Genomic DNA, 22,301 nt, shown 5'->3' with positions numbered 1-22,301 from the left:
GGGCACGCCCCGCTCTTCGCTCAGACTCTGGTAGCTGCCAACCTTGGTTGGCGCTCTTCGCCGGGCATGGCCCGGCGCTACCGTGCTTCGGGCGTACCTTGGTGGAACACCACCCGCCATGCCTCCGCATGCCGGCGCCACAACGAACTGCGCAGTACCCAGCACTGCGGCTGGCCATCCACGTGGTAGCGGCTGCGATAACGCACCTGGGCCAGGTCCTGCGTCAGCAGCGAGACCGCGTACTGTTCCGATTCGATCTGCACCTGCGCCCGTTCCAGCGGAATCTCCGCCAGCGCAGCCGTACGGCCGTAGCACTGGCCAGAGCTGCCAATCTCGCTGAAATCCTCATCCAGCAGTTCCGCCAACCGCGCACGATCACCGCGCACCTGCGGGGTGTGCAGCGCGCGTTCGAGATGTTCCAGTTCGGCCGCCAGCGTTGCATCAGCAGGCTGGCCAGTGGTTTTCACGGCGGATCCTGCGCAAGCACATGTGGTGCGGTCGGCGTCGCCAGCGCCACGCACTGCCCCGGCTGCGCGACGCGATGCCCGCGCGCGGCCAGTGCCTGGCCATCAGCCGCACTGGCGTAGTGGTACAGCATCATCCGCGACTGCAGCTCGGCGCTGTACTCGCGCTCCAGGTCATCCACGCCGGTGTGCGACGGGTTGCCATGCAGGCCGCAGTCGTGGGCGATCAGTTCGTTGTCATTGGCGAAGCGCGCCAGCATTTCCGGAATCGGCCGGGTATCGCCACTCCACACCAGCGCCCCCTGCAGACGCAAGCCATAGGCGGTTTCCGGCCAGTGGTGGCGTACCGGGAAGACTTCCAGGCGCACACCTTCGTGCCAGAACGCATCACCCACCACAATCAGCTGGAAGGCATCCCAGAAATTGGCGCCACCTTCGGCCAGCACGTTCGGGTAATCACCGATGCGCTTGTGCAGCAGCGGCACCACCGTGGCGGGCACATACAGGCGCACCTTGCCGCGCCGCTGCGCGTTGAAGAAGGTATCCACGAACAGCCGCTCGAAGCCGGCCACGTGGTCCAGGTGCACATGGGTGACGAACAGCGCCTGCGGCAGATGCCCGTAATGCGCTTTGAAGGCCGTCAGGCCTTCGCCGCCACAATCGATGGTCAGCCACGGGCGGCCATCGCATTCGATCACCGACATGGGCGAACCCAGCTCGACCGCCGACGCATTGCCGACGCCGAGGAAACGCAACGACCAGTCCATCAGGTGCCCCGGTTCCAGGCCATGTCGTAGGCACGGCGCAGCCGCGCGTAATCCTTCTGCACGTCTTCCACGCTGCGCTCGCCGCGCAGCTTCAGCAGCGAACGCAGCAGGCGCTTCAGGTTGCGTTCGCGCCAGGCGGTGGCCGGAATGCGGATCACCCCGCGGTCGAAATCGATCAGCCAGCCATGGCCATTGCCATCGAACAGGATGTTGTGTGCGTTGAGGTCGGCATGGTCCAGCCCGGCGCGGTGGAAGCGCGCGATCAGACGGCCGGCCTCTTCCCAGGGAGCACCGCGGCCGGCCACCAGTGCGCGGTCGGCCAGCGAGCGCACGCCCTCGATGCGCTCCATCAGGATGGCCGCGCGGTAGCGCAGGCCCTCGCGCATGTAGAAGGCGGCGATCGGCCGGGGCACCGGCAGCTTCTGCGCACGCAGCGCGCGCATCAGCCGGAATTCGGCAAAGCTGCGGGTCCGGTCCGAGCCCCGCCAGATGTACTGGTCGTGGCTGAGCTTGGCTGCCAGGCCGCCGCGCAGGTAGTGGCGCAGCACCCCGGGGCCGAAGGAGGCGTCGACGAACCAGGCGCTGCCGCGGCCGCCCTCGCCCACCGGCCGGGCCTTGTTTCCCCAGTACTGGGGCGAGAACAGACCCGCCTCGGCTTGCCGCAGCCGCTCGCGGTCGAACAGAATGGCCCCGATGCCGCGACCCTCGCGGCATGGCGTCAGCGCTTCATTGGCGTCAAATGCGACCATTCCTTTGAGTCTAACAACACATGGCATCAGCGTCCTCATCCTTGTGCCTCCTTCGCCTGTCTGCTTTGGGCGATGTCACCCATGTCGTGCCGCTGGTGCGTACCCTGCAGGCCGCGCGCCCGCAGACGCCGATCCACTGGATCATCGACAAGGTCGGCCACAAGCTGCTGGACGGCCTGCCCGGCGTGGTCTTCCATGCCTACGACAAGAAGACCGGCATGGCCGGGGTGAAGGCATTGCGCCATCAGTTGCCGCCCGGGCGCTTCGAGGCGCTGCTGCAGATGCAGGTGGCCTTCCGCGCGAACCTGCTGTCGGCCTTCATTCCGGCCGAGCGCCGCATCGGCTACGACCGCAGCCGTTCCAAGGACCTGCACGGGCTGTTCATCAACGAACGCATCCCCGACCGCCCCGGCATCCATGTGCTGGATGCCATCGGCAGCTTCTGCGAGCCGCTGGGCCTGCGCCAGGACACCGTCAGCTGGGACCTGGCCGTGCCGCCGGCCGCCTTTGAGTGGGCCGCGGCGCAATGGGAGGACGATGGCCGCCCGGTGCTGATGATTTCGCCGTGTTCCAGCCACGTGCGCCGCAACTGGTATGCCGACCGCTACGCCGCCGTGGCCAGCCATGCCCAGGCCCGTGGCTGGCGCGTGGTGCTGTGCGGCGGCCGCAGTGAACTGGAGCGCAGCATGGCCGATGCCATCCAGGCCCAGCTGGAGACCCCGGCGCTGGACCTGGTGGGCAGGGACACGCTGAAGCAGCTGCCGGCCCTGCTGGCCCGCGCCGATCTGGTGATGACCCCGGATTCGGGGCCGATGCACATCGCCAACGCCATGGGCAGCAAGGTGCTGGGCCTGCATGCGGCCAGCAACCCACACCGCAGCGGCCCGTATTCGGACCGCCGCTACTGCGTGGACCGCTACGACGATGCCGCGCGCAAGTACCTGGGCAAGCAGGCGGTCGACCTGAAGTGGGGCACCAAGATCGAGTTCGACGATGTGATGGAACTGATCACGGTCGAGGACGGCATTGCCGCCTTCGAACGCTACGTGGCCGACCATCGGGGTTGATTGGCGGGCCGGCGGGCCCATCCACGCGTGGCGTGGGTCTACGGGATTACGCGCGGGGCGCGTAATCCTGGTACGACTTCTCTTCCACGTACGCCGAGCCCAGCGCCAGGTTGATCGCCTTCTTGATGCGCGCGCGCTCGTCATTGCGCAGGTAGACACTGCGCGCCAAGTCGATGAAGCCCTGGTCGAAGGACTGCGCCTTTTCCTTCAGGCGGATATCGTCCTCGATGTCCCACAGCTGCTCGTTCACCGCCTTCAGCTCCGCACGCAGCTTGGCGATGTCCTTCACTGCGGCCGGGTGGCCCATCCAGGTGGTATCCAGCGCCGACAGCTCGCGGCGCACATTGGCCAGCTTGCCTTCGTCGCTGATCCGCTCGGACTTGATCTGCAGGATCGAGATCTTGTCCAGCAGCTCGCCGAAAGACACAGGCACCAGGATTTCAGCGGTCATGGGGGACGCTCCAGCAAATGATGCGCACATGGTAACCCGCAGCGCACGGACAGCATCCAGGCACATCGCCAGTTCGCAGAGTCCATCTGGTGGAACAAGCCCCTCTGTTGAGGGGCTGCCCCGACAGGGGCGGGGAGAGGCAGGCAAAGGGAGGGGCCCATGCGTTGCGCAGCAACGCATGGGGCGAAGCGCGCGCAGCGCACTTCGCATCCCGCGCCAGATTAAAAAAAAACGGGCTGCCCTAAGGCAGCCCGTTTTTTTTAATCTGGCGGAGAGGGGGGGATTCGAACCCCCGAGGCGCTATAAACGCCTGCCTGATTTCGAGTCAGGTACATTCAACCGCTCTGCCACCTCTCCAGATGGTCCCCGGCGAACCGGGGACGCGAATAATACGAGGAAGCGCGGCAGACCACAAGCCATTGCCGCACATCCGATGAAATATTTCTGACTGCATGCCTTGCCGGATGTCCGCTTGGCCGTGATGATGCCGTTCTCCCCGGCATCACCCTTCCCCAGCCCCCACCATGATCGAATTCGGACACCTCACCCACCCCGGCCTGCGCCGGGAGCTCAACGAAGACACCTATTACGGTGATGGCGAGCTGTCGCTGTGGCTGGTGGCCGACGGCATGGGCGGGCATGCCTGCGGCGAGGTGGCCAGCGCGCTGGCGCGCGAGACCATCGTGCGCGAGATCCGCCGCGGCGTGCCGCTGGCCCAGGCCATCCGCACCGCCGACGAGGAGATCATCCGCGCCTCGCGCCGCCGCAACGACACCCTGCCGATGGGCACCACAGTGGTCGCCGCGCGCGTGCAGGGCAACCGCTATGAGGTGGCCTGGGTGGGCGACAGCCGGGCCTACCTGTGGCGTGACGGCCAACTGGCCCAGCTCAGCCAGGACCACAGCGTGGTGCAGGAGCTGGTGGCACAGGGCAACCTGACCGCCGAACAGGCCCGTGCCCACCCCCACCGCAACGTGGTGACCCAGGCACTGGGCGTGACCGACCCGGCCCACCTGAACGTGGCCACCACCAGCGGTGAGCTGCGCCCGGGCATGCAGCTGCTGCTGTGCAGCGACGGCCTGACCGAGGAAGTGGACGACCGCGGCATTGCCCGCACCCTGGCCTACGACGACGCCAGCGCCCAGGAATGCGTGGACACCCTGGTGGCCGCCGCCCTGGATGGCGGCGGTTCGGACAACATCACCGTGATCCTGGTGCGTTGCCACTGAGGCCAGCGTTGCAGCCACGCAAAGCGCGGCTTACGCGCTCGCCGCTTCTTCCACCTTCGGGCCATCCCACAACGCGTGGCCGGCCTTCTTGCGCAGGCGCTCCAGGCGGGCGGCATGGGCTTCCTGCTCGGACGGCGTGGCCACCACGCGCGGGCGCGGCAGCAGCGCACTGGTATCGAACGCCTGCAGCGCCGCCCCTGCCCCACCGCCCTCGTCGTCCAGACCGAAGCCGATCTCTTCCTGGCCCGAGGTCAGCGCGATGTACACATCGCCCAGGATCTGCGCATCGAGCAGCGCGCCGTGCAGCGCGCGGTGCGAGTTGTCCACGCCCAGGCGCTTGCACAGGGCATCAAGCGAATTGCGCTGGCCCGGGAACCGCTCGCGCGCCAGCGCCAGGGTGTCGACCACGGTGCAGTGGTCGGTGATCCTGCCGTACTGCGGGCCCAGCAGCGACAGCTCGTTGTCCAGGAAGCCCAGGTCGAACGCCGCGTTGTGGATGATCAGTTCGGCGCCCTTGATGAAGGCCAGGAACTCATCGGCCACCTCGGCGAAGGCGGGCTTGTCGTCCAGGAACTCCAGGGTCAGCCCGGTCACTTCCTGCGCGCCCTGCTCGAAGTCGCAGTCGGGCTTCAGGTACTGGTGGTAGTTGTTGCCGGACGGGCGGCGCTTGAACAGCTCCACGCAGCCGATTTCGACGACGCGGTTGCCCTTCTTCCACTCCAGGCCGGTGGTTTCGGTATCGAGAATGATCTGACGCATGGGCTCAGTTTACCGGGCTGCCGTCGCGGATCTGGGTCGCGGCGTTACGCGCCAGGGTATCCACGCGCTCGTTGTCCGGGTCACCGGAATGGCCCTTCACCCAGCGCCAGTCGATCTGGTGGCGCAGCGTGGCCGCATGCAGGCGCTCCCACAGCTCGCGGTTCTTCACCGGGTCGCCGCCGGCGGTCTTCCAGTTCTTGCGGATCCACCCGGCCATCCACTGGGTCAGCCCCTGCCGCACGTACTGCGAATCGGTGAACAGCACGATGTTGCACGGCTCGGTCAGCGTTTCCAGCGCACAGATGGCCGCCATCAGCTCCATCCGGTTGTTGGTGGTGTGCGCTTCGCCGCCACTGAGTTCACGTTCGTGCCCCTTGTAGCGCAGCAGCGCGGCCCAGCCGCCGGGACCGGGATTGCCAAGGCAGGAACCGTCGGTGTGGATTTCAATGGTCTTCAATACAACTCCAGATCAGGTGGCTACGGTGCCGTGCCAGCGCACCGGCAGCGGGGTCGGCCCTGGCAGGGCCAGCGTACGTTTTTGGGCATGGAACAGACAGGCCGCCCGCAGCGGCGCCCAGCCGGGGCGCGCGCGGTTGCCCGGGGCCTGCCACAGCGGCCCCAGGTAGCGTGTCTGCCCACAGTCCAGCCCGTGCCGGTCCAGCAGCTGGCGCAGGCGCTGCGGGGTGCGCACCACCAGGCCGTGCTGGCGCCAGCGCGCCCGGTAGGGGCTGAATGGGTTGAGGCTGGTCAGCCACAGGTGTCCGCCGGGCATCAGCACCCGCTCACATTCGTCCAGCAGAGCATCGGCGTCGGCGGCAGTCACGTGCTGCAGCACGATCGCGTTCACGCTCTCGTTGGCCAGCGGCAACGGAAGCGCGCAGCGGGTATCACCGGCGTAGCCCTGGCCTGTGCGGTACAGGCGCAGGCCACGCCCGGCGGACTGCGCGTCCTGCAGCCAGGCCGGGCTGGGCGCGATCCACAACCAGGGTTGCACCGGCAGCGCGGCCAGCTGCGGCAGCAGCAGCTGCCGTTCCAGCACGCGCAGCGGCTGCGCCGGCTCGCTGTCGAACCAGGGCACCAGGCTCGCTTGACGGTGGCTCTGCAGCAGGGGCATGGTCCAATTCTATGCGACTGACTGCCCTGCCCGCATTTGCGGATAACTACATCTGGATGTTGACGGCCGACGACGGCGCCGCGGTCGTGATCGACCCTGGCGATGCCGCGCCGGTACTGGCGCTGGCCGACCAGGGCCTGCGCGTGGACACCATCCTGCTCACCCACCACCACGACGATCACTTCGGCGGCGTGCCCGCGCTGCAGGCGCGTTTTCCCGGCGTGCGGGTGGTCGCGCCGGTGGAAGAACGCATTGCCACCGCCACCGAACGGGTGGGCGAAGGTGAATGCGTTCAGGCACTGGGGCAGATGTTCCACGTACTATCCGTGCCCGGGCACACCCGCAGCCACATCGCGTTTCACACCGCTGAACAGCTTTTCAGCGGCGATTCGTTGTTCAGCCTGGGCTGTGGACGCCTGTTCGAAGGTACGCCGTCCCAGCTGCTGGCATCAATGCGCAGGCTGGGTGCCCTGCCCGCGCAACTGCTGTTGTGTTGCGCCCACGAGTACACCGTGTCAAATGCCGTCTTCGCGCGGCATGTCGACCCCGCCAACGCTGCGTTGCTGCAGCGCCAAGAGGAGGCTTTGGCCATGCGCCGCGATGACCGTTCCACCCTGCCGGTAACCCTGGCCAATGAGCTCGACTGCAATCCGTTCCTGCGTACGCATACCGCGCCGATCCGCGCGGCGGTGTCGGCGCACCTGGGGCGCGAGGTCGTGGACGACGTCGACGTCATGGCCGGTCTCCGGCACTGGAAAGACGGCTTCCGCGCATGATGCGCCGAAGTCTGACGCTGGCCCTGGGGCTTGCCCTGGGGTTGGCCGGGAACGCGGGCGCGCAGTCGCTGGGCGCCGGCATCAGCCAGAACCTGACCGCCGCCGCCGCGGTACCCCTTGACCCGACGGCCCTGCCGGCTGCCAGCGTGCGCAACGGCCAGGACATCTTCACCAGCTTCCGCGACGGCCTGGCCGAGCCCACCTGCGACGCCGAGGCCACCAGCCCGCGCTGGCAGAAGCAGTTCGCCCACGCCCCTTCGCGCCTGGCCAACCAGGACGATGACGCCCTGGTGCTGTTCGGCTATGTAGTCGAAGAACTGCGCAAGGCCAGCCTGCCCACCGAATTCGCGCTGATCCCGTTCGTGGAAAGCGGCTACCGCCCCAATGCCCGCAATGGCAGCGGCCCCACCGGCCTGTGGCAGTTCATCGCCACCACCGCACGCAACCATCGCGTGCCGATGTCCAACGGCTACGACGGCCGCCTGTCGGCGGTGGAATCGACCCAGGCCGCGGTGCGCTACCTGAAGACCCTGCACGGCATGTTCGGCGGCGACTGGCGCCTGGCTACCATGGCCTACAACGCCGGCGAATACCGGGTGCTGCAGTCGATGCGCAAGGCCGGCATGAACGCACAGAACGCCAAGCCCGCCGCCCTGCCCGGCCTGTCGCCGGTCACCCATGCGTATGTGGAAAAGCTGCATGCGCTGGCCTGCGTTCTGGAAAACGTGGAAGACCAGCCGGGCGTGATGGCGTCGCTGGACCGCACCGTGCCGGTGCTGAAGGACCACACGCTGCCGGCCGGCACCACGGTGCAGCAGTGGGCCGCGCAGCGGTCGCTGGACCCGGCCCGCATCGCCCGCCTGAACCCGGGCCTGGCCGCAGGCAAGCGCCCAAGCGGCAACGCCCGGGTGCTGGCGCCGGTTTCGGCCGCCAATGCCAGCGTGCTGGACGCGGCGGCGGCCGTGGCCGCTACCGCGGCTGCTGAAGCCCCCATCGCCGCCCCTGCGCCGCAGGTGGCCCGTACCGTGGCCAGCGCCGCCGACCGCCCGCGCAACCGCCGCCACACCGTACGCAATGGCGAATCGGCCTGGACCATCGCCCGCCGCTACGGCATGCCGGTGAAGGCGCTGCTGTCGTTGAACGGCCTGAGCGGCAGCAGCGTGCTGAAGCCCGGCGCCGTACTGCGCGTGGAAGACTGACCCGCGCCCGGTAGAGTCGCGAGCTTGCTCGGCTGAGTCAGTCGAGCATGGCTCGACTCTACAAATTCCGGCTTCAGTCGAGCATGGCTCGACTCTACGAATTCCGGCTTCAGTCGAGCATGGCTCGACTCTACGAAGCCTGGAACACCCAGTGGCACACACGAAAAAAAAGGCCCGGCATTGCCGGGCCTTTTCGTTCTGCGCGCCGCCCCGGGTTACAGGTTGGCTTCGGTGGTCTGCACCACGAACTTCTTGCGCATGGCGTCCACGAAGGCCTTGGCCGCAGCGGCGCCATCGATCTGGGCCAACTGGTCCTTCAGCTGCTTCTGCTGCTCGGCGGTCACTTCCTTCACGTCACCCGGGGTGACCTTGTCCACCACGAACACCAGCGCGTGGCCATTCACGTCAATCTTGCCGTAGCTCGGCTTGCCCTCGGTCGGCACCGGCGCGCTGAAGATGGCGCGGTGGATGTCCGGGGTCGGCACCGGCTGGCTGCGCGGCAGGCCCGGCATCGGGCTGACCTGCAGCTTCTCGCTGGCGGCCAGCGACTGCAGGCTGGCGCCGCCCTTCAGCTTGGCCAGCAGGGCGTCAGCGGCCTTGTCGCTGACCTGGCGCTGGCGGTCGGCACGGATGGCGGCAATCACCTGCTCACGGGCCTTGTCCAGCGGCAGTGCCTGTTCCGGGGTGTGCGCGGCCACACGGATCACCACGCTGTGGTTGCTGCTGCCACCCACGGCGATCGGATCGCTGGAGGTGCCGTCCTGCACGCGCACGTCGGAGAACGCATCGCGCAGCACGGCCGGGTCGGCCACCACGCCACTGGCGGTGGCGCGGGTGATCACGCCGGTGGTCTGCAGCGGCAGGCCCACTTCCTTGGCGGCGGCGGCCAGATCGCTCGGGCTCTTGTTGATGGCATCGACCAGGCGGCTGGCCAGTTCGTTGAAGCCGCGCTCGCCATCGGCCTTCAACTGCTCGGCGGCCAGGGTGTCACGCACTTCCTCGAACGATTTGCCTTCACCACCGCGCACTGCGGCGACCTTGATGACGTGGTAACCGAAATCGGTCTTCACCGGGCCGACGATCTCGCCGGCCTTGGCGGCGAACAGGGCATCTTCGAACGGCTTCACCATCGCGCCGCGTTCCACCCAGCCCAGGTCACCGCCCTGGTCCTTGGAACCGGGGTCCTGCGAATTGGCCTTGGCCAGCGCGGCGAAGTCAGCGCCACCCTTGGCTTCGGCGGCCAGCTTGGCGGCCTTGGCTTCGGCACCGTCGCCGGTCAGCAGGATGTGCGCGGCCTGGCGCTGTTCCGGCGCCACGAACTTGGCCTTCTCTTCTTCATAGCGCTTGCGCAGGGTAGCTTCGTCGGCGGCGGCCGGGGCCGGCAGGTTGGCGCCATTCACTTCGACGAATTCCAGCGAGACCGATTCGGCCTGGCGGAAATCCTTGCCGTGGCTGTCGTACCACTGCTTGATCTGCGCATCGGTCACCGGCGCGGTATCGGCCGGCACTTCCGGCAGACCCACCAGCTGCACGTCGCGGGTTTCACCCAGCAGCTTCAGCAGGCGCTCGGTCTCGGCCTGGGTAACGAAGCCCGAATTCTGCAGGCCCGAGGGAATGACCGACTGCTGCAGGCTGTCACGCACCAGTTCCTGGAACTGGGTGGGCGTGCGCGGCGGGTTGCCGGTCTGCAGGGCCAGGCGGTAGTTGGCTTCGCTGAACTTGCCATCCTGGCCCAGGAAGGCCGGGATGGTCATGATGTACTCGCGCACCGCGCCGTCGCCAATGACGACACCGGCCTGTTCACCGACCAGGCGAACGACCTGCTCGTCCACCAGCTGATCGAGCACGGCCAGCTTGTTCTCGGTGCTTTCAAACGCACGCGGGTCAAAGTCTTCACCCTGCTGCTGGCGGGCGCGCATGCGCTCCTGCTCGAAGCGGGTGCGGAAATCCTGCGAACTGATCTCGTGGTGCTGCCACAGCATGCGCACCGGCCACCACGACGGCGCCGAGCGCCACCAGGTTGGCGGTGCGGAAACCTTGGCCACGTTCTGCGCGCCGACACCACCGAGGTAGCTGTTGTCGATCACGAACAGGAACGGAATCATCAGCAGCCCCAGGATCACAGTGACGATCCAGCCTGAGGTCTTGTCGCGGAGTTTCTGCAGCATGGTGAGGAATCACATGGCCTGATTGGCGAGCCCGGCAGTGTAACCCGCTTCGCCGCAGGCACCAAAAACGGCCGCAAGGCAGGCGGCACAAGCCTCTGCGGCAGGTCGCCATGCCCCCGGCATGGCTGCCGCAGCCGTCATTGCGCATACTGGCCGCCCCGGCAGGCATGCGACCTGCGTTCGGCCCGCGGCAAGGGCGGAGGAAACCACGCCCATGCGCATCCTGGTCACCGGCGCGTCCGGCTTCATCGGCGGCGCCCTGCTGCGCCGACTGGCCGCGCTGCCGCAGGTGCAGGCGCTGGGTGTCGGCCGGCGTCCGCTGGACCGGCCTGACTACCTGCAGGCGGACCTGCGGCAGCCGCTGCAGCTGTCGTTCCGGCCCGACGTGGTGGTGCATGCGGCGGCCCTGGCGGCGCCCTGGGCCAGCGCGGCGCAGTACCGGCAGCACAACGTGGACGCCACCGCGCAGGTCATCGCCTTCTGTCAGGCCAACGGCCTGCCGCGCCTGCTGCACCTGTCCACCACGGCAGTGTTCTACCGCGCCGCGCACCAGTACGACCTGGACGAGGCCAGCCCGATCGGCCCGGCGTTCCTGAACGACTATGCGCGCAGCAAGGCGGCAGCCGAGGCGCTGGTATCGGCCTATCCGGGGCCCAGCTGCATCGTGCGCCCGCGCGCGGTGTTCGGCCCGGGCGACACCCTGCTGATGCCGCGCCTGCTGCAGGCCGCCCGTCGCGGGGCGCTGCCACGGCTGGTCAGCGCCGGCGGGCCACCGCTGATCGACCTGATCCACATCGACACCCTGGTGGAGTACCTGCTGCGGGCGATCCAGGCGCCCCGGCTGGCCCCGGCCTACAACCTGACCAATGCGCAACCGGTGGATCTGCAGGCCCTGCTGCAGCGCCTGCTGGCCGCGTTGGAGCTGCCGCCGCTGGGCCAGCGCCTGCCCACCGGTCTGGCGCTGGCCGGCGCCGGCGCGCTGGAAGGCGCCTGGCGCCTGCTGCGCCTGCACGGCGAGCCGCCCATCACCCGCTTCGGCGTAGCCGCATTCGCCTATTCCAAGACCTTCAACCCGCAGCGCATGCTGGCTGATCTCGGCCCGCCCCTGCTGAGCATGGAGACCGCCATCGAACGCCTCATCCACGAGCAGCGTGCGCAATGAACACCGTGACCCTTGCCAGCACCGCAATCGCAGTGGTCTACCTGCTGCTGCTTGCCCTGAAGGCAACCGGCGCCCAACGCGTGCTGCGGCAACGACCGCCCGGCACCCACGGTCGCTTCGACGGCCGGGGGGTGGCGATCCTGCAACCGATCCTGGGCGGTGATCCACTGCTGGCCCAGGTGCTGGCGGCGAACCTGCAGGCGCTGCCCGGCGCGCATTTCCACTGGCTGCTGGATGAAGCCGATGCGCTGGGACGGGCGGCGGCGAGGCAACTGTGCGCGCAGTACCCCGACCACCACATCACCTGCCTGCTGCACCCCGCGGCGCCACAGGGCATCAATCCCAAGACCTTCAAACTGGATGGCGTACTGCCGCGCGTGCAGGAGCCGGTCGTACTGGTGCTGGACGACGATGCGCGGCTGTCCGCACCGGCGCTGGCACAGCTGCTGGATGAACTGCCGCACGCCGACCTGGTCACCGCCCTGCCCTGCTACCGCGACGACGCCCGGTTCGGCTCGCGATTGATGGCGCAGTTCGTCAACAACAACACGGCGCTGACCTACCTGGGCCTGCTGCCATGGCTGGCGCCGCTGTCGATCAATGGCATGTGCTACGCACTGCAGACCGCGCGCCTGCGCGAACTGGGCGGCTTCGCGCCGCTGCGGCACATGCTGGCCGACGATCTGGCACTGGCACGCGCCCTGCGCGACCAGGGCGCCCGCCTGCACCAGTCCACCGCCTGCGTGGAAGTGCAGACGCATGTGCCGACGCTGCAGCGCTACCGGCAGCAGATGCACCGCTGGATGCTGTTTGCGCTGCTGTTGCTGCGCGATGAATCGCGCCCGGTACGCGCCTTGATCGGGCTGCTGCACGGCCTGCCGCCGCTGCTGCTGTGGGCGGTGCTGCTGCTGGCGGCGTGGCCACCGCTGGGGGCGCCAGCCCTGATCGCGGCCGTCGTGCTGCTGCTGCGTGCGGCGGTACTGATGCGGCTGCAGCGGCGCGCCAGTGGGCGCGTGCGCCATCGCCCCGTGCTGTCGGTACTGGCCGAACTGCTGCAACCCCTGCACCTGCTGCACGCCACCTGCGTGCGGCGTATCCGCTGGCGTACCCACCTCTATCATGTGCGCGCCAATGACCGCTTCCACGATGCCTGAACCTGCCGCGCCGCCCATCCACCTGCAGATCGCCTTCCTGTGCGGGCAGAGTGATCCGGCGCGCTGCGCGCTCAGTCCGGCTCAACTGCAGTTCGGCCAGGCGCTGCTGGCACCTGGCCGACGCTTGCATCCCTGCAACTTCCCCTACGACACGCAGACACCGCCGTTCCGGCGCGTGTCCTTGCTATCGGCGAGCTGGCACAACAGCCGCCAGTACCTGCGCTCACGCCAGCCGGCCTTCGCCCGCCGCCATGCGGCAGCGGTGGCTGATCTGCTGCACGCGGCGCCACACACGCTGTTGCTGGCCGGCAGCTGCGGGCTGGAACTGCTGGCCAACCTGCAGTTGCCGCCCGCCCTGTCACAGCGGTTCAGCGTATTGGCCTATGGCCCTGTGGCGCGACACGCCCCGGCGGCCGCACGCCTGCAGGTGCTGGTGGGCCGACAGGACTGGATCTCCCGTTCCGGCTGGCGCGGCCCGCGAGAGTGGGTGCGCAGCGGCCACATGGATTACCTGCAACAGGCGCCGGTGCTGGCGCAGGCCCATGCGTTGATTGCCCGCATCGAGCAGGTGTTGCCGTGAAGATCGAGCTGCTGGCACCGCCCTACAGCGGGCACCTGCATCCGCTGCTGGCCATCGCCCGGCAACTGCAGGCGCGGCATCAGGTAACGGTGCTGAGCACGCCCGGCGCGCAACCGGCGATTGCCGCCAGCGGGCTGCGCGGCGATGTGCTGCTGTCGGCCGCGCACGAAGCGGCGCTGTGGCAGATCGCCAATCCCGGCGTGGCGGTGAAGGCCAACCCACTGCGCATGCACGCGCAGCTGCGCCAGGCCCTGCAGTTGATGGAGCAGATGCGGCACGCGCTGCAGCAGCGCTGGGCCGAGCAGCGGCCGGATCTGGTCATCGTCGACTTCACCCTGCCGCCGGCCGGCCTGCTGGCTGCCGAACTCGGCATCCGCTGGTGGACCAGCCTGCCCTCGCCCTGCGTGCTGGACTGCGCCGATGGGCCACCGCCCTATCTGGGCGGCATGTCGCCGCCGCGCACGGTGTGGCAGCGCGTGCAGCAGGCGGCGGGACGGCAGATGATCCGCCTGTTCAAGCGCGGCGTGCATGCCTGGCAGCGCCCCGCGATGCGCCGCCTGGGCGTGCCTGCCATCTACCGCCGCGATGGCAGTGAACAGGTGTATTCCGATGAATGCATCCTGGCCCTGGGCGTGCCGGAACTGGAATTTCCGCGGCGCTGGCCGGCGGCGCTGCAGTTCATCGGGCCGATGCTGCACACCCCGCACAGCGAGCACGCAGCGCCGTCGTTCGTGGACGGCGCGCGACACCTGCTGGTGACCGCAGGCACGCATCAGGACTGGGTCAAACCACGACTGGCCGAGGCTGCAGCCGCATTGGCGCGGCAGTACCCGCACTGGCAGGTGCACGTCAGCCAGGGGCACCAGCAGGATCTGTCCACGCGCGCGCAGCCGCTGCCGAACCTGCACCTGCTGCCCTTCGTCGATTACGCGCGCCATCTGCCGCGCTACGACCGGGTGCTGCACCATGGCGGCGCCGGGGTGATGTACCACGCGTTGCGCGCGGGCATTCCGGCGCTGGTGTATCCGCTGGATTACGACCAGTTCGACCATGCCGCTCGCCTGCAGGCAGCCGGTGCCGGGCTGTGGCTGCGGCGGCTGGAGGATCTGCCAGCGCTGTTCGCGCACGCGTTGCAGGCCGATGCATTTCCGGGGTTGCCCGCGCTGCAGGCGTCGGTGCAGCGGCATATGGCCGCGCAGTCGGTGCTGGACCGCGTCGCATCACTTGAACGCTAGCGCCGGGCCCCGCCCGGCGGACGCGCATGCGCACAGCCCGAAAAAGCAAAATGCCCGCGGGTCCAGGACCGACGGGCATCTTCGATGACACTTCAAACTCTGCTGGCGGAGCGGACGGGACTCGAACCCGCGACCTCCGGCGTGACAGGCCAGCATTCTAACCAGCTGAACTACCGCTCCACATAGGCAGAACTTGTTGGGATCCGGGGATGGCGGAGCGGACGGGACTCGAACCCGCGACCTCCGGCGTGACAGGCCAGCATTCTAACCAGCTGAACTACCGCTCCACGACAAACTTCGGATACCCCTTGAAACCAGTTTACAACTTGGCGGAGCGGACGGGACTCGAACCCGCGACCTCCGGCGTGACAGGCCAGCATTCTAACCAGCTGAACTACCGCTCCACGTTGTCGTAAACCTTTCTGCTTCCCCCCGGCCGGGGCCGGGAAGGAAACAAGGCGCCCGGTTGCCCGGAAGCCTTTGCAACTGGCGGAGCGGACGGGACTCGAACCCGCGACCTCCGGCGTGACAGGCCAGCATTCTAACCAGCTGAACTACCGCTCCAGTTTTACTGCAGTTCTCCCCGGGCCGAAGCCTGGAAGAAAACAAAGCCCCCAGTTGCCCGGGGGCCTCGCGTTGAAGTGGCGGAGCGGACGGGACTCGAACCCGCGACCTCCGGCGTGACAGGCCAGCATTCTAACCAGCTGAACTACCGCTCCACACTTAAACTTTTACTACGGTGCTGTGGTGGGTGCTGAGGGTTTCGAACCCCCGACCCTCTCCGTGTAAAGGAGACGCTCTACCGCTGAGCTAAGCACCCCAGCGAGCCGCTTAGTTTACAGCATCCTTCAGGGCCTTACCAGCCTTGAACGACGGATTCTTCGAAGCAGCGATCTTGATGGTGTCGCCGGTCTTCGGGTTGCGGCCGGTACGGGCGGCACGGTCGCGCACCTGGAAGGTACCGAAGCCAACCAGGGTGACCGCATCGCCGTCCTTCAGCGCCTTGGTGACGGCGGCAACGACAGCATCGACAGCGCGGCTGGACTCGGCCTTGGTCAGGTCGGCGGCTTCAGCAACGGCATCGATCAATTCGGTCTTGTTCATTCTTTACAGCTCCTTTGGCGGTGGGTTCCGCTTATTCGACAGGGAAGCAACCGCACGCCATCTGCGCACGGCCGCCATGTGGAAACGGTTCGCCGAATTCAGCGATCAGCGATTGCGATCACTCATTCGCGGGTGCTGCTTTTATACCAGCGGCCCTACCCCCACGCAAGCCGGAAAGCCAGCAACGACGCGGGTTTCGAGCATTTCGACAGCGCGCGTCAGTGCTTGACGCGCGCGTTCGAAGCCGGTTTGCCCTTGCCACGCACCGTGACGCGCTGCGCACTCTTGCGTGCCTTCTTCGGGGCCAGCGGACGCTCCAGGGCCAGGTCGAGCACTTCTTCGATGTACTTCACCGGCACGATCTGCAGATCGCGGGTGACGTTGGCCGGAATGTCGGCCAGATCCTTGCGGTTCTCCTCGGGAATGATGACCGTGCGGATACCGCCACGCAGTGCGGCCAGCAGCTTTTCCTTCAGGCCACCGATGGCGGTGACGCGACCACGCAGGGTGATCTCGCCGGTCATCGCCACGTCGGCACGCACCGGCACCTTGGTCAGCATCGACACCAGCGAGGTGACCATGGCGGCACCGGCACTGGGGCCGTCCTTCGGGGTGGCTCCGTCGGGCACGTGCACGTGCACGTCGTGCTTCTGCAGGAAGTCGCCATCGATGCCGAAGCCGTCGGCGCGCGAACGCACCACCGACAGCGCCGCCGAGGCCGATTCCTTCATCACGTTGCCCAGCTGGCCAGTCAGGATCAGCTGGCCCTTGCCCGGCACCAAGGTCGATTCGATCTGCAGCAGATCACCGCCCACTTCGGTCCAGGCCAGGCCGGTAACCAGGCCGATCTCGTTTTCTTCTTCGGCACGACCGAAGTCGAAGCGACGCACGCCCAGGTACTTGTCCAGGTTCTTGCTGGTCACGCTGACCAGCGCCTTGGACTTCTTCGCACCCTTCTTCGGCTTGGCCGCCTGCGGCCCGGCCAGCGCGATTTCCTTCACCACCTTGCGGCAGATCTTGGCGATCTCGCGTTCCAGGTTGCGCACGCCCGATTCGCGCGTGTAGTAGCGCACGATGTCCTGGATCGCATCGCTGCCGATCTCCAGCTCTTCCGGCTTCAGGCCGTTGGCCTTGATCTGCTTCGGCGACAGGTAACGGGTGGCGATGTTGAGCTTCTCATCCTCGGTGTAGCCGGGGATGCGGATCACTTCCATGCGGTCCAGCAGCGGGCCGGGAATGTTCAGCGAATTGGACGTGGCCACGAACATCACTTCGGACAGGTCCAGGTCCACTTCCAGGTAGTGGTCGTTGAAGGCGTTGTTCTGTTCCGGATCGAGCACTTCCAGCAGCGCCGACGACGGATCGCCACGGAAGTCCATCGACATCTTGTCGATCTCATCGAGCACGAACAGCGGGTTCTTGCTGCCGACCTTGTTGAGGTTCTGCACGATGCGGCCCGGCATGGAACCGACATAGGTGCGACGGTGGCCGCGGATCTCGGCCTCGTCGCGCACGCCGCCCAGCGACATGCGCACGAACTTGCGGTTGGTGGCCTTGGCGATGGACTGCCCCAGAGAGGTCTTGCCCACGCCCGGCGGGCCGACCAGGCACAGGATCGGGCCCTTCATCTGCTTCACCCGCGACTGCACCGCCAGGTATTCCAGGATGCGGTCCTTGACCTTCTCCAGACCGTAGTGGTCGGCGTCCAAGGTGTCCTGCGCGGCCTTCAGGTCCTTGCGCACCTTGGTGCGCTTCTTCCACGGCACGCCCAGCAGCCATTCCAGATAGTTGCGCACGACGGCCGCTTCGGCCGACATCGGCGACATCTGCTTGAGCTTGTTCAGTTCGTTGCGCGCCTTGGCTTCCACCGCCTTGGGCATGCCGGCTTCGGCGATCTTGCGGGCCAGCTCTTCCAGCTCGCCCGGCGCATCGTCCAGGTCACCCAGTTCTTTCTGGATGGCCTTCATCTGTTCGTTGAGGTAGTACTCGCGCTGGCTCTTTTCCATCTGCGACTTCACGCGGCCGCGGATGCGCTTTTCCATCTGCTGCACGTCGATCTCGCCGTCGACCAGGCCGACCAGCATTTCCAGGCGCTCGCCCACGGCCAGCGTTTCCAGCAGGCGCTGCTTGTCGGCCAGGCGCACGCTGATGTGCGCGGCGATGGTGTCGGCCAGGCGCGCCGGCTCGTCGATGCCGGCCAGGGTCTGCAGCAGCTCCGGCGGCAGCTTGCGGTTGGTCTTCACGTACTGCTCGAACAGCGACATCAGCGAGCGGGCAATCGCCTCGATCTCGCGCGGTTCGCGGGCGTCTTCGGCCTCGATCTCCACGGCCTGGCCGTGCAGCGAGCCGTCGCGCTCGTCGACGTGGGTGACCTGTACGCGCGACAGGCCTTCGACCAGCACCTTGATGGTGCCGTCGGGCAGCTTCAGCAGCTGCAGCACCTGCGCCAGGGTACCGACCTGGTACAGGTCGGCAGCGTGCGGGTCGTCGGTTTCGGCGGACTTCTGCGCCAGCAGCAGGATGCGCTTGTCTGCCTCCATTGCCTGTTCGAGCGCGTGCATGGACTTGTCACGGCCGACGAACAGCGGAATGACCATGTGCGGGAACACCACTACGTCGCGCAGCGGCAGGACCGGCAGGTCGAGGGTCTCACTTGGGGAACGGGCCATGGGGGCTCCAGGGAAGGGGAAAACCGTCTCCGGGAGGGCATCTTCCGGAGACAAAAAAAGCCGATGGCCCCGTTATGGGGCCATCGGCTTTCAGATGCAAGGCGTTCGTGAAAACTACTTTCAAATCAGCAGCTTGAAAGCGTCACTCGGCGCCTGCGGCCTTCTGTTCAGGGGCCGCCGGGGTCTGGTAGATCAGGTACGGCTCGGACTTGTGTTCGATCACCGATTCGTCCACCACCACCTTGCTGACGTTTTCCTGCGACGGCAGGTCGTACATGGTGTCCAGCAGGACCGATTCGACGATGGTACGCAGGCCACGGGCACCGGTCTTGCGCTTCAGCGCCTTGCGGGCAATGGCCGACAGGGCATCCGGGCGGAACTCCAGCTCCACGTTCTCCATCTCGAACAGCTTCTTGAACTGCTTGGTGATGGCGTTCTTGGGCTCGGTCAGGATCTTGATCAGGGCCGGCTCGTCCAGCTCTTCCAGGGTCGCCACGACCGGCAGGCGGCCGACAAACTCGGGAATCAGGCCGAACTTGATCAGGTCTTCCGGCTCGACTTCGGCCAGCACCTTGCCCACTTCCTGCTTGCGCTCGCTGCTCTTCACCTTGGCGCCGAAGCCGATGCCGCCGGCGTCGTTGGAGCGCTGCTGGATCACCTTGTCCAGGCCGGCGAACGCGCCGCCGCAGATGAACAGGATGTTCTTGGTGTCCACCTGCAGGAATTCCTGCTGCGGATGCTTGCGCCCGCCCTGCGGCGGCACGCTGGCCACGGTGCCTTCGATCAGCTTCAGCAGGGCCTGCTGCACGCCTTCGCCGGACACGTCGCGGGTGATCGACGGGTTCTCGCTCTTGCGCGAGATCTTGTCGATTTCATCGATGTAGACGATGCCCTGCTGTGCCTTCTCGACGTCGTAGTCGCACTTCTGCAGCAGCTTCTGGATGATGTTTTCCACATCCTCGCCCACGTAACCGGCTTCGGTCAGCGTGGTGGCGTCGGCCATGGTGAACGGCACGTTGAGCAGGCGGGCCAGGGTTTCGGCCAGCAGCGTCTTGCCCGAACCGGTCGGGCCGACCAGCAGGATGTTCGACTTCGCCAGTTCGACGTCGTCGTTCTTCTGCCGGCTCTCGATGCGCTTGTAGTGGTTGTACACGGCCACGGCCAGCGTGCGCTTGGCGCGATTCTGGCCGATCACGTACTGATCGAGCACCTCGAGGATCTCGCGCGGCTTGGGCAGCGAACTGCGCGCCGACTGCGCCTTTTCCTCAAGTTCCTCACGGATGATGTCGTTGCACAGCTCTACGCATTCATCGCAGATGAACACGCTCGGACCCGCAATCAGCTTGCGCACTTCATGCTGGCTCTTGCCGCAGAAAGAGCAGTAGAGGATCTTGCCGGTGTCCGTGGAACGACCTTGGCGGTCTTCGCTCATGCTTCGCTTACCCAGTTACCCCACCCGCTGAACGGGGGTTCGATTCGAGAATAGCACAGGGCCGGAGGGACACCAGTCCCGGTCCGACCCTGCAGGAACGAGGCCTCCCTGGCCCCGTGAAGGCCGGTCAGCCGGCCTGGATCGACTCTTCCGGACGACGCTCCAGCACCTGGTCGACCAGGCCGTACGCCACCGAGTCGACCGCGCTCTTGAAGTTGTCGCGCTCGGTGTCGCGGGCGATCGTTTCCAGCGACTGGCCGGTGTGCTTGGCCAGCACTTCGTTCAGGCGCGAACGCAGGGTCAGGATCTCGCGGGCGTGGATGTCGATATCGGTCGCCTGGCCCTGGAAGCCGCCCAGCGGCTGGTGGATCATCACGCGCGAGTTCGGCAGCGCATAACGCTTGCCGGCAGCGCCCGAGGCCAGCAGCAGCGCGCCCATCGAGGCGGCCTGGCCGACGCAGATGGTGCTGACGTCCGGCTTGATGTACTGCATGGTGTCGTAGATCGCCATACCGGCGGTGACCACGCCACCGGGCGAGTTGATGTAGATGCTGATGTCCTTTTCCGGGTTTTCCGCTTCCAGGAACAGCAGCTGCGCCACCACCACGTTGGCCATGTGATCGTCGATCGGGCCCACCAGGAAGATCAGGCGCTCCTTCAACAGGCGCGAATAGATGTCGTAGGCACGCTCGCCGCGGCTGGTCTGCTCGACCACCATGGGCACCATGTTCAGGGCTTTGGTCCGGTTGTCCATTTCGTGAGGTACCTATCTTGGGGGAAACACCCCCGCGCCAGGTATGGCGCGGGGTTTGGGACGATCGGCCCGATCTTACTGGCGGATCGCGTCCTGGAACGACAGCTTTTCTTCGGTGTGCTGGGCGCGCTCGGCGATCCAGTCGATCACCTGCTCTTCCATCACACGGTTCTGCAGACCCGACATGAGCTGGGGGTCGTTGCGGTACATCTCAATGACCTGCTCCGGCTCTTCGTAGGTCGAGGCAATCAGGCGCATCGTTTCGTTCAGGCGCTTGGGGTCCAGGCGCAGATCGTTGCCGCGGGCCACTTCGCCCACCACCAGGCCGACCAGCACGCGCTTGGCAGCGGCGTCCTTGAAGCCTTCATGGGCATCGGCCGGCACCTGGCCGACGTTCTGGCCGTTGCGGCGGGCCTGCTCGACCTGCTGGGCCAGCATGGCGCGGGCTTCGTTCTCGACCAGGCGCGGCGGCATTTCCACCGAGGCGTAGGCGGCGATCAGCTGCTCACCCACCTCGCGGCGCAGGCGGTTCATCAGCGCGCCCTTCAGCTCACGCTCCAGGTTGGCGCGGATGTCGCTGCGGAACTGCTCGACGTCGCCGCCCTTCACGCCGAAGCTCTTGATGAAGGCTTCGTCCACCGCCGGCACGACCGGCTCGGACACTTCAGCCACCTTCACGGTGACCTGCACGGTCTTGCCGGCCAGCACCGGCACGCGCCAGTCAGCCGGGAAGTCCACGTCCAGGGTCTTTTCTTCACCCTTGGCCAGGCCGACCAGGCCCTTCTCGATGGTGTCGAACATCATGCCCTGGCCGAGCACGATCGAACCCTTCTCGGTGCCCTCGGCCGGCAGGCGCTCTTCGCCAGCCTGCGACCAGGTTTCCACCGCGACCAGATCACCGTCCTGCGCGCCACGGCTGACCGGGGCCCAGGTACGGCGCTGGTTCTGCAGGTTTTCGATCATCTGGTCGATGTCGGCATCGGTGATCTCGGCCGAGTGGCGGACCACGGTCAGCTTGCTGACGTCCAGGTCGCCGAAGTCCGGTACCACTTCCACGGTGGCCACGAAGGAGAATTCGCCTTCCTCGCCCTTGTCGATGCGCGGGCTGCCGACGATGCGCAGGTCGTGCTCACGCACGGCCGCGTCGAAGGTTTCGCGCAGCAGGCCGTCCAGCGCCTCGCCACGGACCTGCGCGCCGAAACGCTGCTCGATCACCTTGGCCGGCACCTTGCCCGGACGGAAACCCTTGATGCGGGTGGTACGGGCGATTTCGCCCAGGCGGCCGTTGATGTGGCTCTGCAGACGGTCTTCCGGCAGCGAGAAGCTCAGGCGGCGTTCCAGGTTGCCGGTGGATTCGATAGAAGCTTGCATGTTGACTCCTGCCACCGGTGGCGCCCTGGCCCCCGGCTCGATGATGGATGAATCGGTTGTAAGGACACGGCGTCTGGGACGCGCCTGCATTGCCGCA

At 67.0% G+C, this 22,301-nt stretch carries 21 protein-coding genes and 7 tRNA genes; 8 read left to right on the top strand and 20 right to left on the bottom strand.

The genetic code is table 11. The annotated features are described in order from the left end of the window. Positions 1 to 77 precede the first annotated feature (77 nt). Genes C1922_RS04880 through C1922_RS04870 form a run of 3 tightly spaced genes read right to left on the bottom strand, consistent with a single transcriptional unit; the run spans position 78 to position 1,980 of the window. A complete protein-coding gene (locus C1922_RS04880; protein ID WP_108748730.1) occupies positions 78 to 467 on the bottom strand; it encodes a nuclear transport factor 2 family protein in 390 nt (129 codons plus the stop codon). Then, complete coding sequence (locus tag C1922_RS04875; protein WP_108748729.1) at positions 464 to 1,231, bottom strand: MBL fold metallo-hydrolase; 768 nt, start codon at positions 1,229 to 1,231, stop codon at positions 464 to 466. The genes C1922_RS04880 and C1922_RS04875 overlap by 4 nt, the downstream gene beginning before the upstream one ends. Continuing rightward, positions 1,231 to 1,980: a 3-deoxy-D-manno-octulosonic acid kinase gene (locus tag C1922_RS04870; RefSeq protein ID WP_108748728.1), complete on the bottom strand. Its 750-nt coding sequence runs from the start codon at positions 1,978 to 1,980 to the stop codon at positions 1,231 to 1,233. The genes C1922_RS04875 and C1922_RS04870 overlap by 1 nt, the downstream gene beginning before the upstream one ends. Positions 1,981 to 2,000: 20 nt before the next feature. Between C1922_RS04870 and C1922_RS04865 the strand changes: the two genes are divergently transcribed. Continuing rightward, positions 2,001 to 3,047, top strand: coding sequence for a glycosyltransferase family 9 protein (locus tag C1922_RS04865; RefSeq protein WP_108748727.1), 1,047 nt, complete (start codon positions 2,001 to 2,003; stop codon positions 3,045 to 3,047). 46 nt (positions 3,048 to 3,093) lie between these two features. On the opposite strand, the gene C1922_RS04860 is transcribed toward C1922_RS04865, so the two are convergent. Both C1922_RS04860 and C1922_RS04855 read right to left on the bottom strand, forming a co-directional pair. Further along, the gene (locus tag C1922_RS04860) at positions 3,094 to 3,498 is read right to left on the bottom strand and encodes a DUF6165 family protein (RefSeq protein ID WP_108748726.1); all 405 of its coding nucleotides are present in this window, start codon (positions 3,496 to 3,498) and stop codon (positions 3,094 to 3,096) included. Between the two features lie 266 nt (positions 3,499 to 3,764). Beyond that, a tRNA-Ser gene (locus C1922_RS04855) sits at positions 3,765 to 3,855 on the bottom strand. 167 nt (positions 3,856 to 4,022) lie between these two features. Between C1922_RS04855 and C1922_RS04850 the strand changes: the two genes are divergently transcribed. Next, positions 4,023 to 4,727 carry a protein phosphatase 2C domain-containing protein gene (locus C1922_RS04850; RefSeq protein WP_108748725.1) on the top strand — a complete coding sequence of 235 codons (705 nt, stop codon included), beginning with the start codon at positions 4,023 to 4,025 and terminating at the stop codon, positions 4,725 to 4,727. Between the two features lie 30 nt (positions 4,728 to 4,757). On the opposite strand, the gene dnaQ is transcribed toward C1922_RS04850, so the two are convergent. From dnaQ to C1922_RS04835, 3 genes are read right to left on the bottom strand one after another with little or no spacing between them, the layout of a single operon-like run. Continuing rightward, positions 4,758 to 5,486, bottom strand: coding sequence for a DNA polymerase III subunit epsilon (gene dnaQ / locus C1922_RS04845; RefSeq protein ID WP_108748724.1), 729 nt, complete (start codon positions 5,484 to 5,486; stop codon positions 4,758 to 4,760). A 4-nt stretch (positions 5,487 to 5,490) separates the two neighbouring features. Beyond that, on the bottom strand, positions 5,491 to 5,943 hold the full coding sequence (gene rnhA, locus C1922_RS04840) for a ribonuclease HI (protein ID WP_108748723.1): 453 nt from the start codon (positions 5,941 to 5,943) through the stop codon (positions 5,491 to 5,493). 12 nt (positions 5,944 to 5,955) lie between these two features. Continuing rightward, positions 5,956 to 6,600: a methyltransferase domain-containing protein gene (locus tag C1922_RS04835; RefSeq protein ID WP_108748722.1), complete on the bottom strand. Its 645-nt coding sequence runs from the start codon at positions 6,598 to 6,600 to the stop codon at positions 5,956 to 5,958. A gap of 11 nt (positions 6,601 to 6,611) precedes the next feature. On the opposite strand from C1922_RS04835, the gene gloB reads away from it, so the two are divergent. Next, positions 6,612 to 7,376 (top strand): hydroxyacylglutathione hydrolase, encoded by a 765-nt coding sequence (gene gloB / locus C1922_RS04830; protein WP_108748721.1) that lies wholly within the window; start codon positions 6,612 to 6,614, stop codon positions 7,374 to 7,376. Continuing rightward, the gene (locus C1922_RS04825) at positions 7,373 to 8,575 is read left to right on the top strand and encodes a lytic transglycosylase domain-containing protein (protein WP_108748720.1); all 1,203 of its coding nucleotides are present in this window, start codon (positions 7,373 to 7,375) and stop codon (positions 8,573 to 8,575) included. Before gloB ends, C1922_RS04825 begins: the two co-directional genes overlap by 4 nt. A gap of 215 nt (positions 8,576 to 8,790) precedes the next feature. Here C1922_RS04825 and C1922_RS04820 read toward each other — a convergent pair whose 3' ends face one another. Next, on the bottom strand, positions 8,791 to 10,743 hold the full coding sequence (locus C1922_RS04820) for a peptidyl-prolyl cis-trans isomerase (protein WP_108748719.1): 1,953 nt from the start codon (positions 10,741 to 10,743) through the stop codon (positions 8,791 to 8,793). 214 nt (positions 10,744 to 10,957) lie between these two features. Here C1922_RS04820 and C1922_RS04815 point away from each other — a divergent pair, with 214 nt between their 5' ends. Genes C1922_RS04815 through C1922_RS04800 form a run of 4 tightly spaced genes read left to right on the top strand, consistent with a single transcriptional unit; the run spans position 10,958 to position 14,874 of the window. Continuing rightward, a complete protein-coding gene (locus C1922_RS04815; RefSeq protein ID WP_108748718.1) occupies positions 10,958 to 11,905 on the top strand; it encodes an NAD(P)-dependent oxidoreductase in 948 nt (315 codons plus the stop codon). Continuing rightward, entirely contained in the window at positions 11,902 to 13,059 is a 1,158-nt protein-coding gene (locus C1922_RS04810) for a glycosyltransferase (RefSeq protein WP_108748717.1), read from the top strand. The genes C1922_RS04815 and C1922_RS04810 overlap by 4 nt, the downstream gene beginning before the upstream one ends. Beyond that, the gene (locus C1922_RS04805; RefSeq protein WP_108748716.1) at positions 13,052 to 13,639 is read left to right on the top strand and encodes a hypothetical protein; all 588 of its coding nucleotides are present in this window, start codon (positions 13,052 to 13,054) and stop codon (positions 13,637 to 13,639) included. The genes C1922_RS04810 and C1922_RS04805 overlap by 8 nt, the downstream gene beginning before the upstream one ends. Continuing rightward, positions 13,636 to 14,874 carry a nucleotide disphospho-sugar-binding domain-containing protein gene (locus tag C1922_RS04800; RefSeq protein WP_108748715.1) on the top strand — a complete coding sequence of 413 codons (1,239 nt, stop codon included), beginning with the start codon at positions 13,636 to 13,638 and terminating at the stop codon, positions 14,872 to 14,874. Before C1922_RS04805 ends, C1922_RS04800 begins: the two co-directional genes overlap by 4 nt. A 103-nt stretch (positions 14,875 to 14,977) precedes the next feature. Here the strand turns inward: C1922_RS04800 and C1922_RS04795 are convergent. The 11 genes from C1922_RS04795 to tig form a co-directional block, all read right to left on the bottom strand. Continuing rightward, positions 14,978 to 15,054: transfer RNA gene (locus tag C1922_RS04795), tRNA-Asp, on the bottom strand. 30 nt (positions 15,055 to 15,084) lie between these two features. Next, positions 15,085 to 15,161: transfer RNA gene (locus C1922_RS04790), tRNA-Asp, on the bottom strand. Positions 15,162 to 15,201: 40 nt separating this feature from the next. Next, positions 15,202 to 15,278, bottom strand: a tRNA-Asp gene (locus tag C1922_RS04785). Positions 15,279 to 15,361: 83 nt separating this feature from the next. Then, positions 15,362 to 15,438: transfer RNA gene (locus C1922_RS04780), tRNA-Asp, on the bottom strand. 78 nt (positions 15,439 to 15,516) lie between these two features. Further along, a tRNA-Asp gene (locus C1922_RS04775) sits at positions 15,517 to 15,593 on the bottom strand. A 26-nt stretch (positions 15,594 to 15,619) separates the two neighbouring features. Next, positions 15,620 to 15,694 (bottom strand) — tRNA-Val (locus tag C1922_RS04770). Between the two features lie 11 nt (positions 15,695 to 15,705). Beyond that, on the bottom strand, positions 15,706 to 15,978 hold the full coding sequence (locus C1922_RS04765) for an HU family DNA-binding protein (protein ID WP_004146343.1): 273 nt from the start codon (positions 15,976 to 15,978) through the stop codon (positions 15,706 to 15,708). A 218-nt stretch (positions 15,979 to 16,196) separates the two neighbouring features. Beyond that, positions 16,197 to 18,647: an endopeptidase La gene (gene lon, locus C1922_RS04760; RefSeq protein ID WP_108748714.1), complete on the bottom strand. Its 2,451-nt coding sequence runs from the start codon at positions 18,645 to 18,647 to the stop codon at positions 16,197 to 16,199. A 142-nt stretch (positions 18,648 to 18,789) separates the two neighbouring features. Continuing rightward, a complete protein-coding gene (gene clpX / locus C1922_RS04755; protein WP_108748713.1) occupies positions 18,790 to 20,079 on the bottom strand; it encodes an ATP-dependent Clp protease ATP-binding subunit ClpX in 1,290 nt (429 codons plus the stop codon). A 127-nt stretch (positions 20,080 to 20,206) separates the two neighbouring features. Next, positions 20,207 to 20,833, bottom strand: coding sequence for an ATP-dependent Clp endopeptidase proteolytic subunit ClpP (clpP, locus tag C1922_RS04750; protein WP_079220811.1), 627 nt, complete (start codon positions 20,831 to 20,833; stop codon positions 20,207 to 20,209). A gap of 75 nt (positions 20,834 to 20,908) precedes the next feature. Continuing rightward, positions 20,909 to 22,204, bottom strand: a complete 1,296-nt coding sequence (gene tig, locus C1922_RS04745; RefSeq protein ID WP_108748712.1) for a trigger factor — start codon at positions 22,202 to 22,204, stop codon at positions 20,909 to 20,911. Between the last annotated feature and the right edge of the window lie 97 nt (positions 22,205 to 22,301).

Origin of the sequence: Stenotrophomonas sp. ZAC14D2_NAIMI4_7 (assembly GCF_003086675.1) — a bacterium.
Taxonomy (GTDB): domain Bacteria; phylum Pseudomonadota; class Gammaproteobacteria; order Xanthomonadales; family Xanthomonadaceae; genus Stenotrophomonas.
This window is presented reverse-complemented; position numbering and strand designations above follow the sequence as displayed.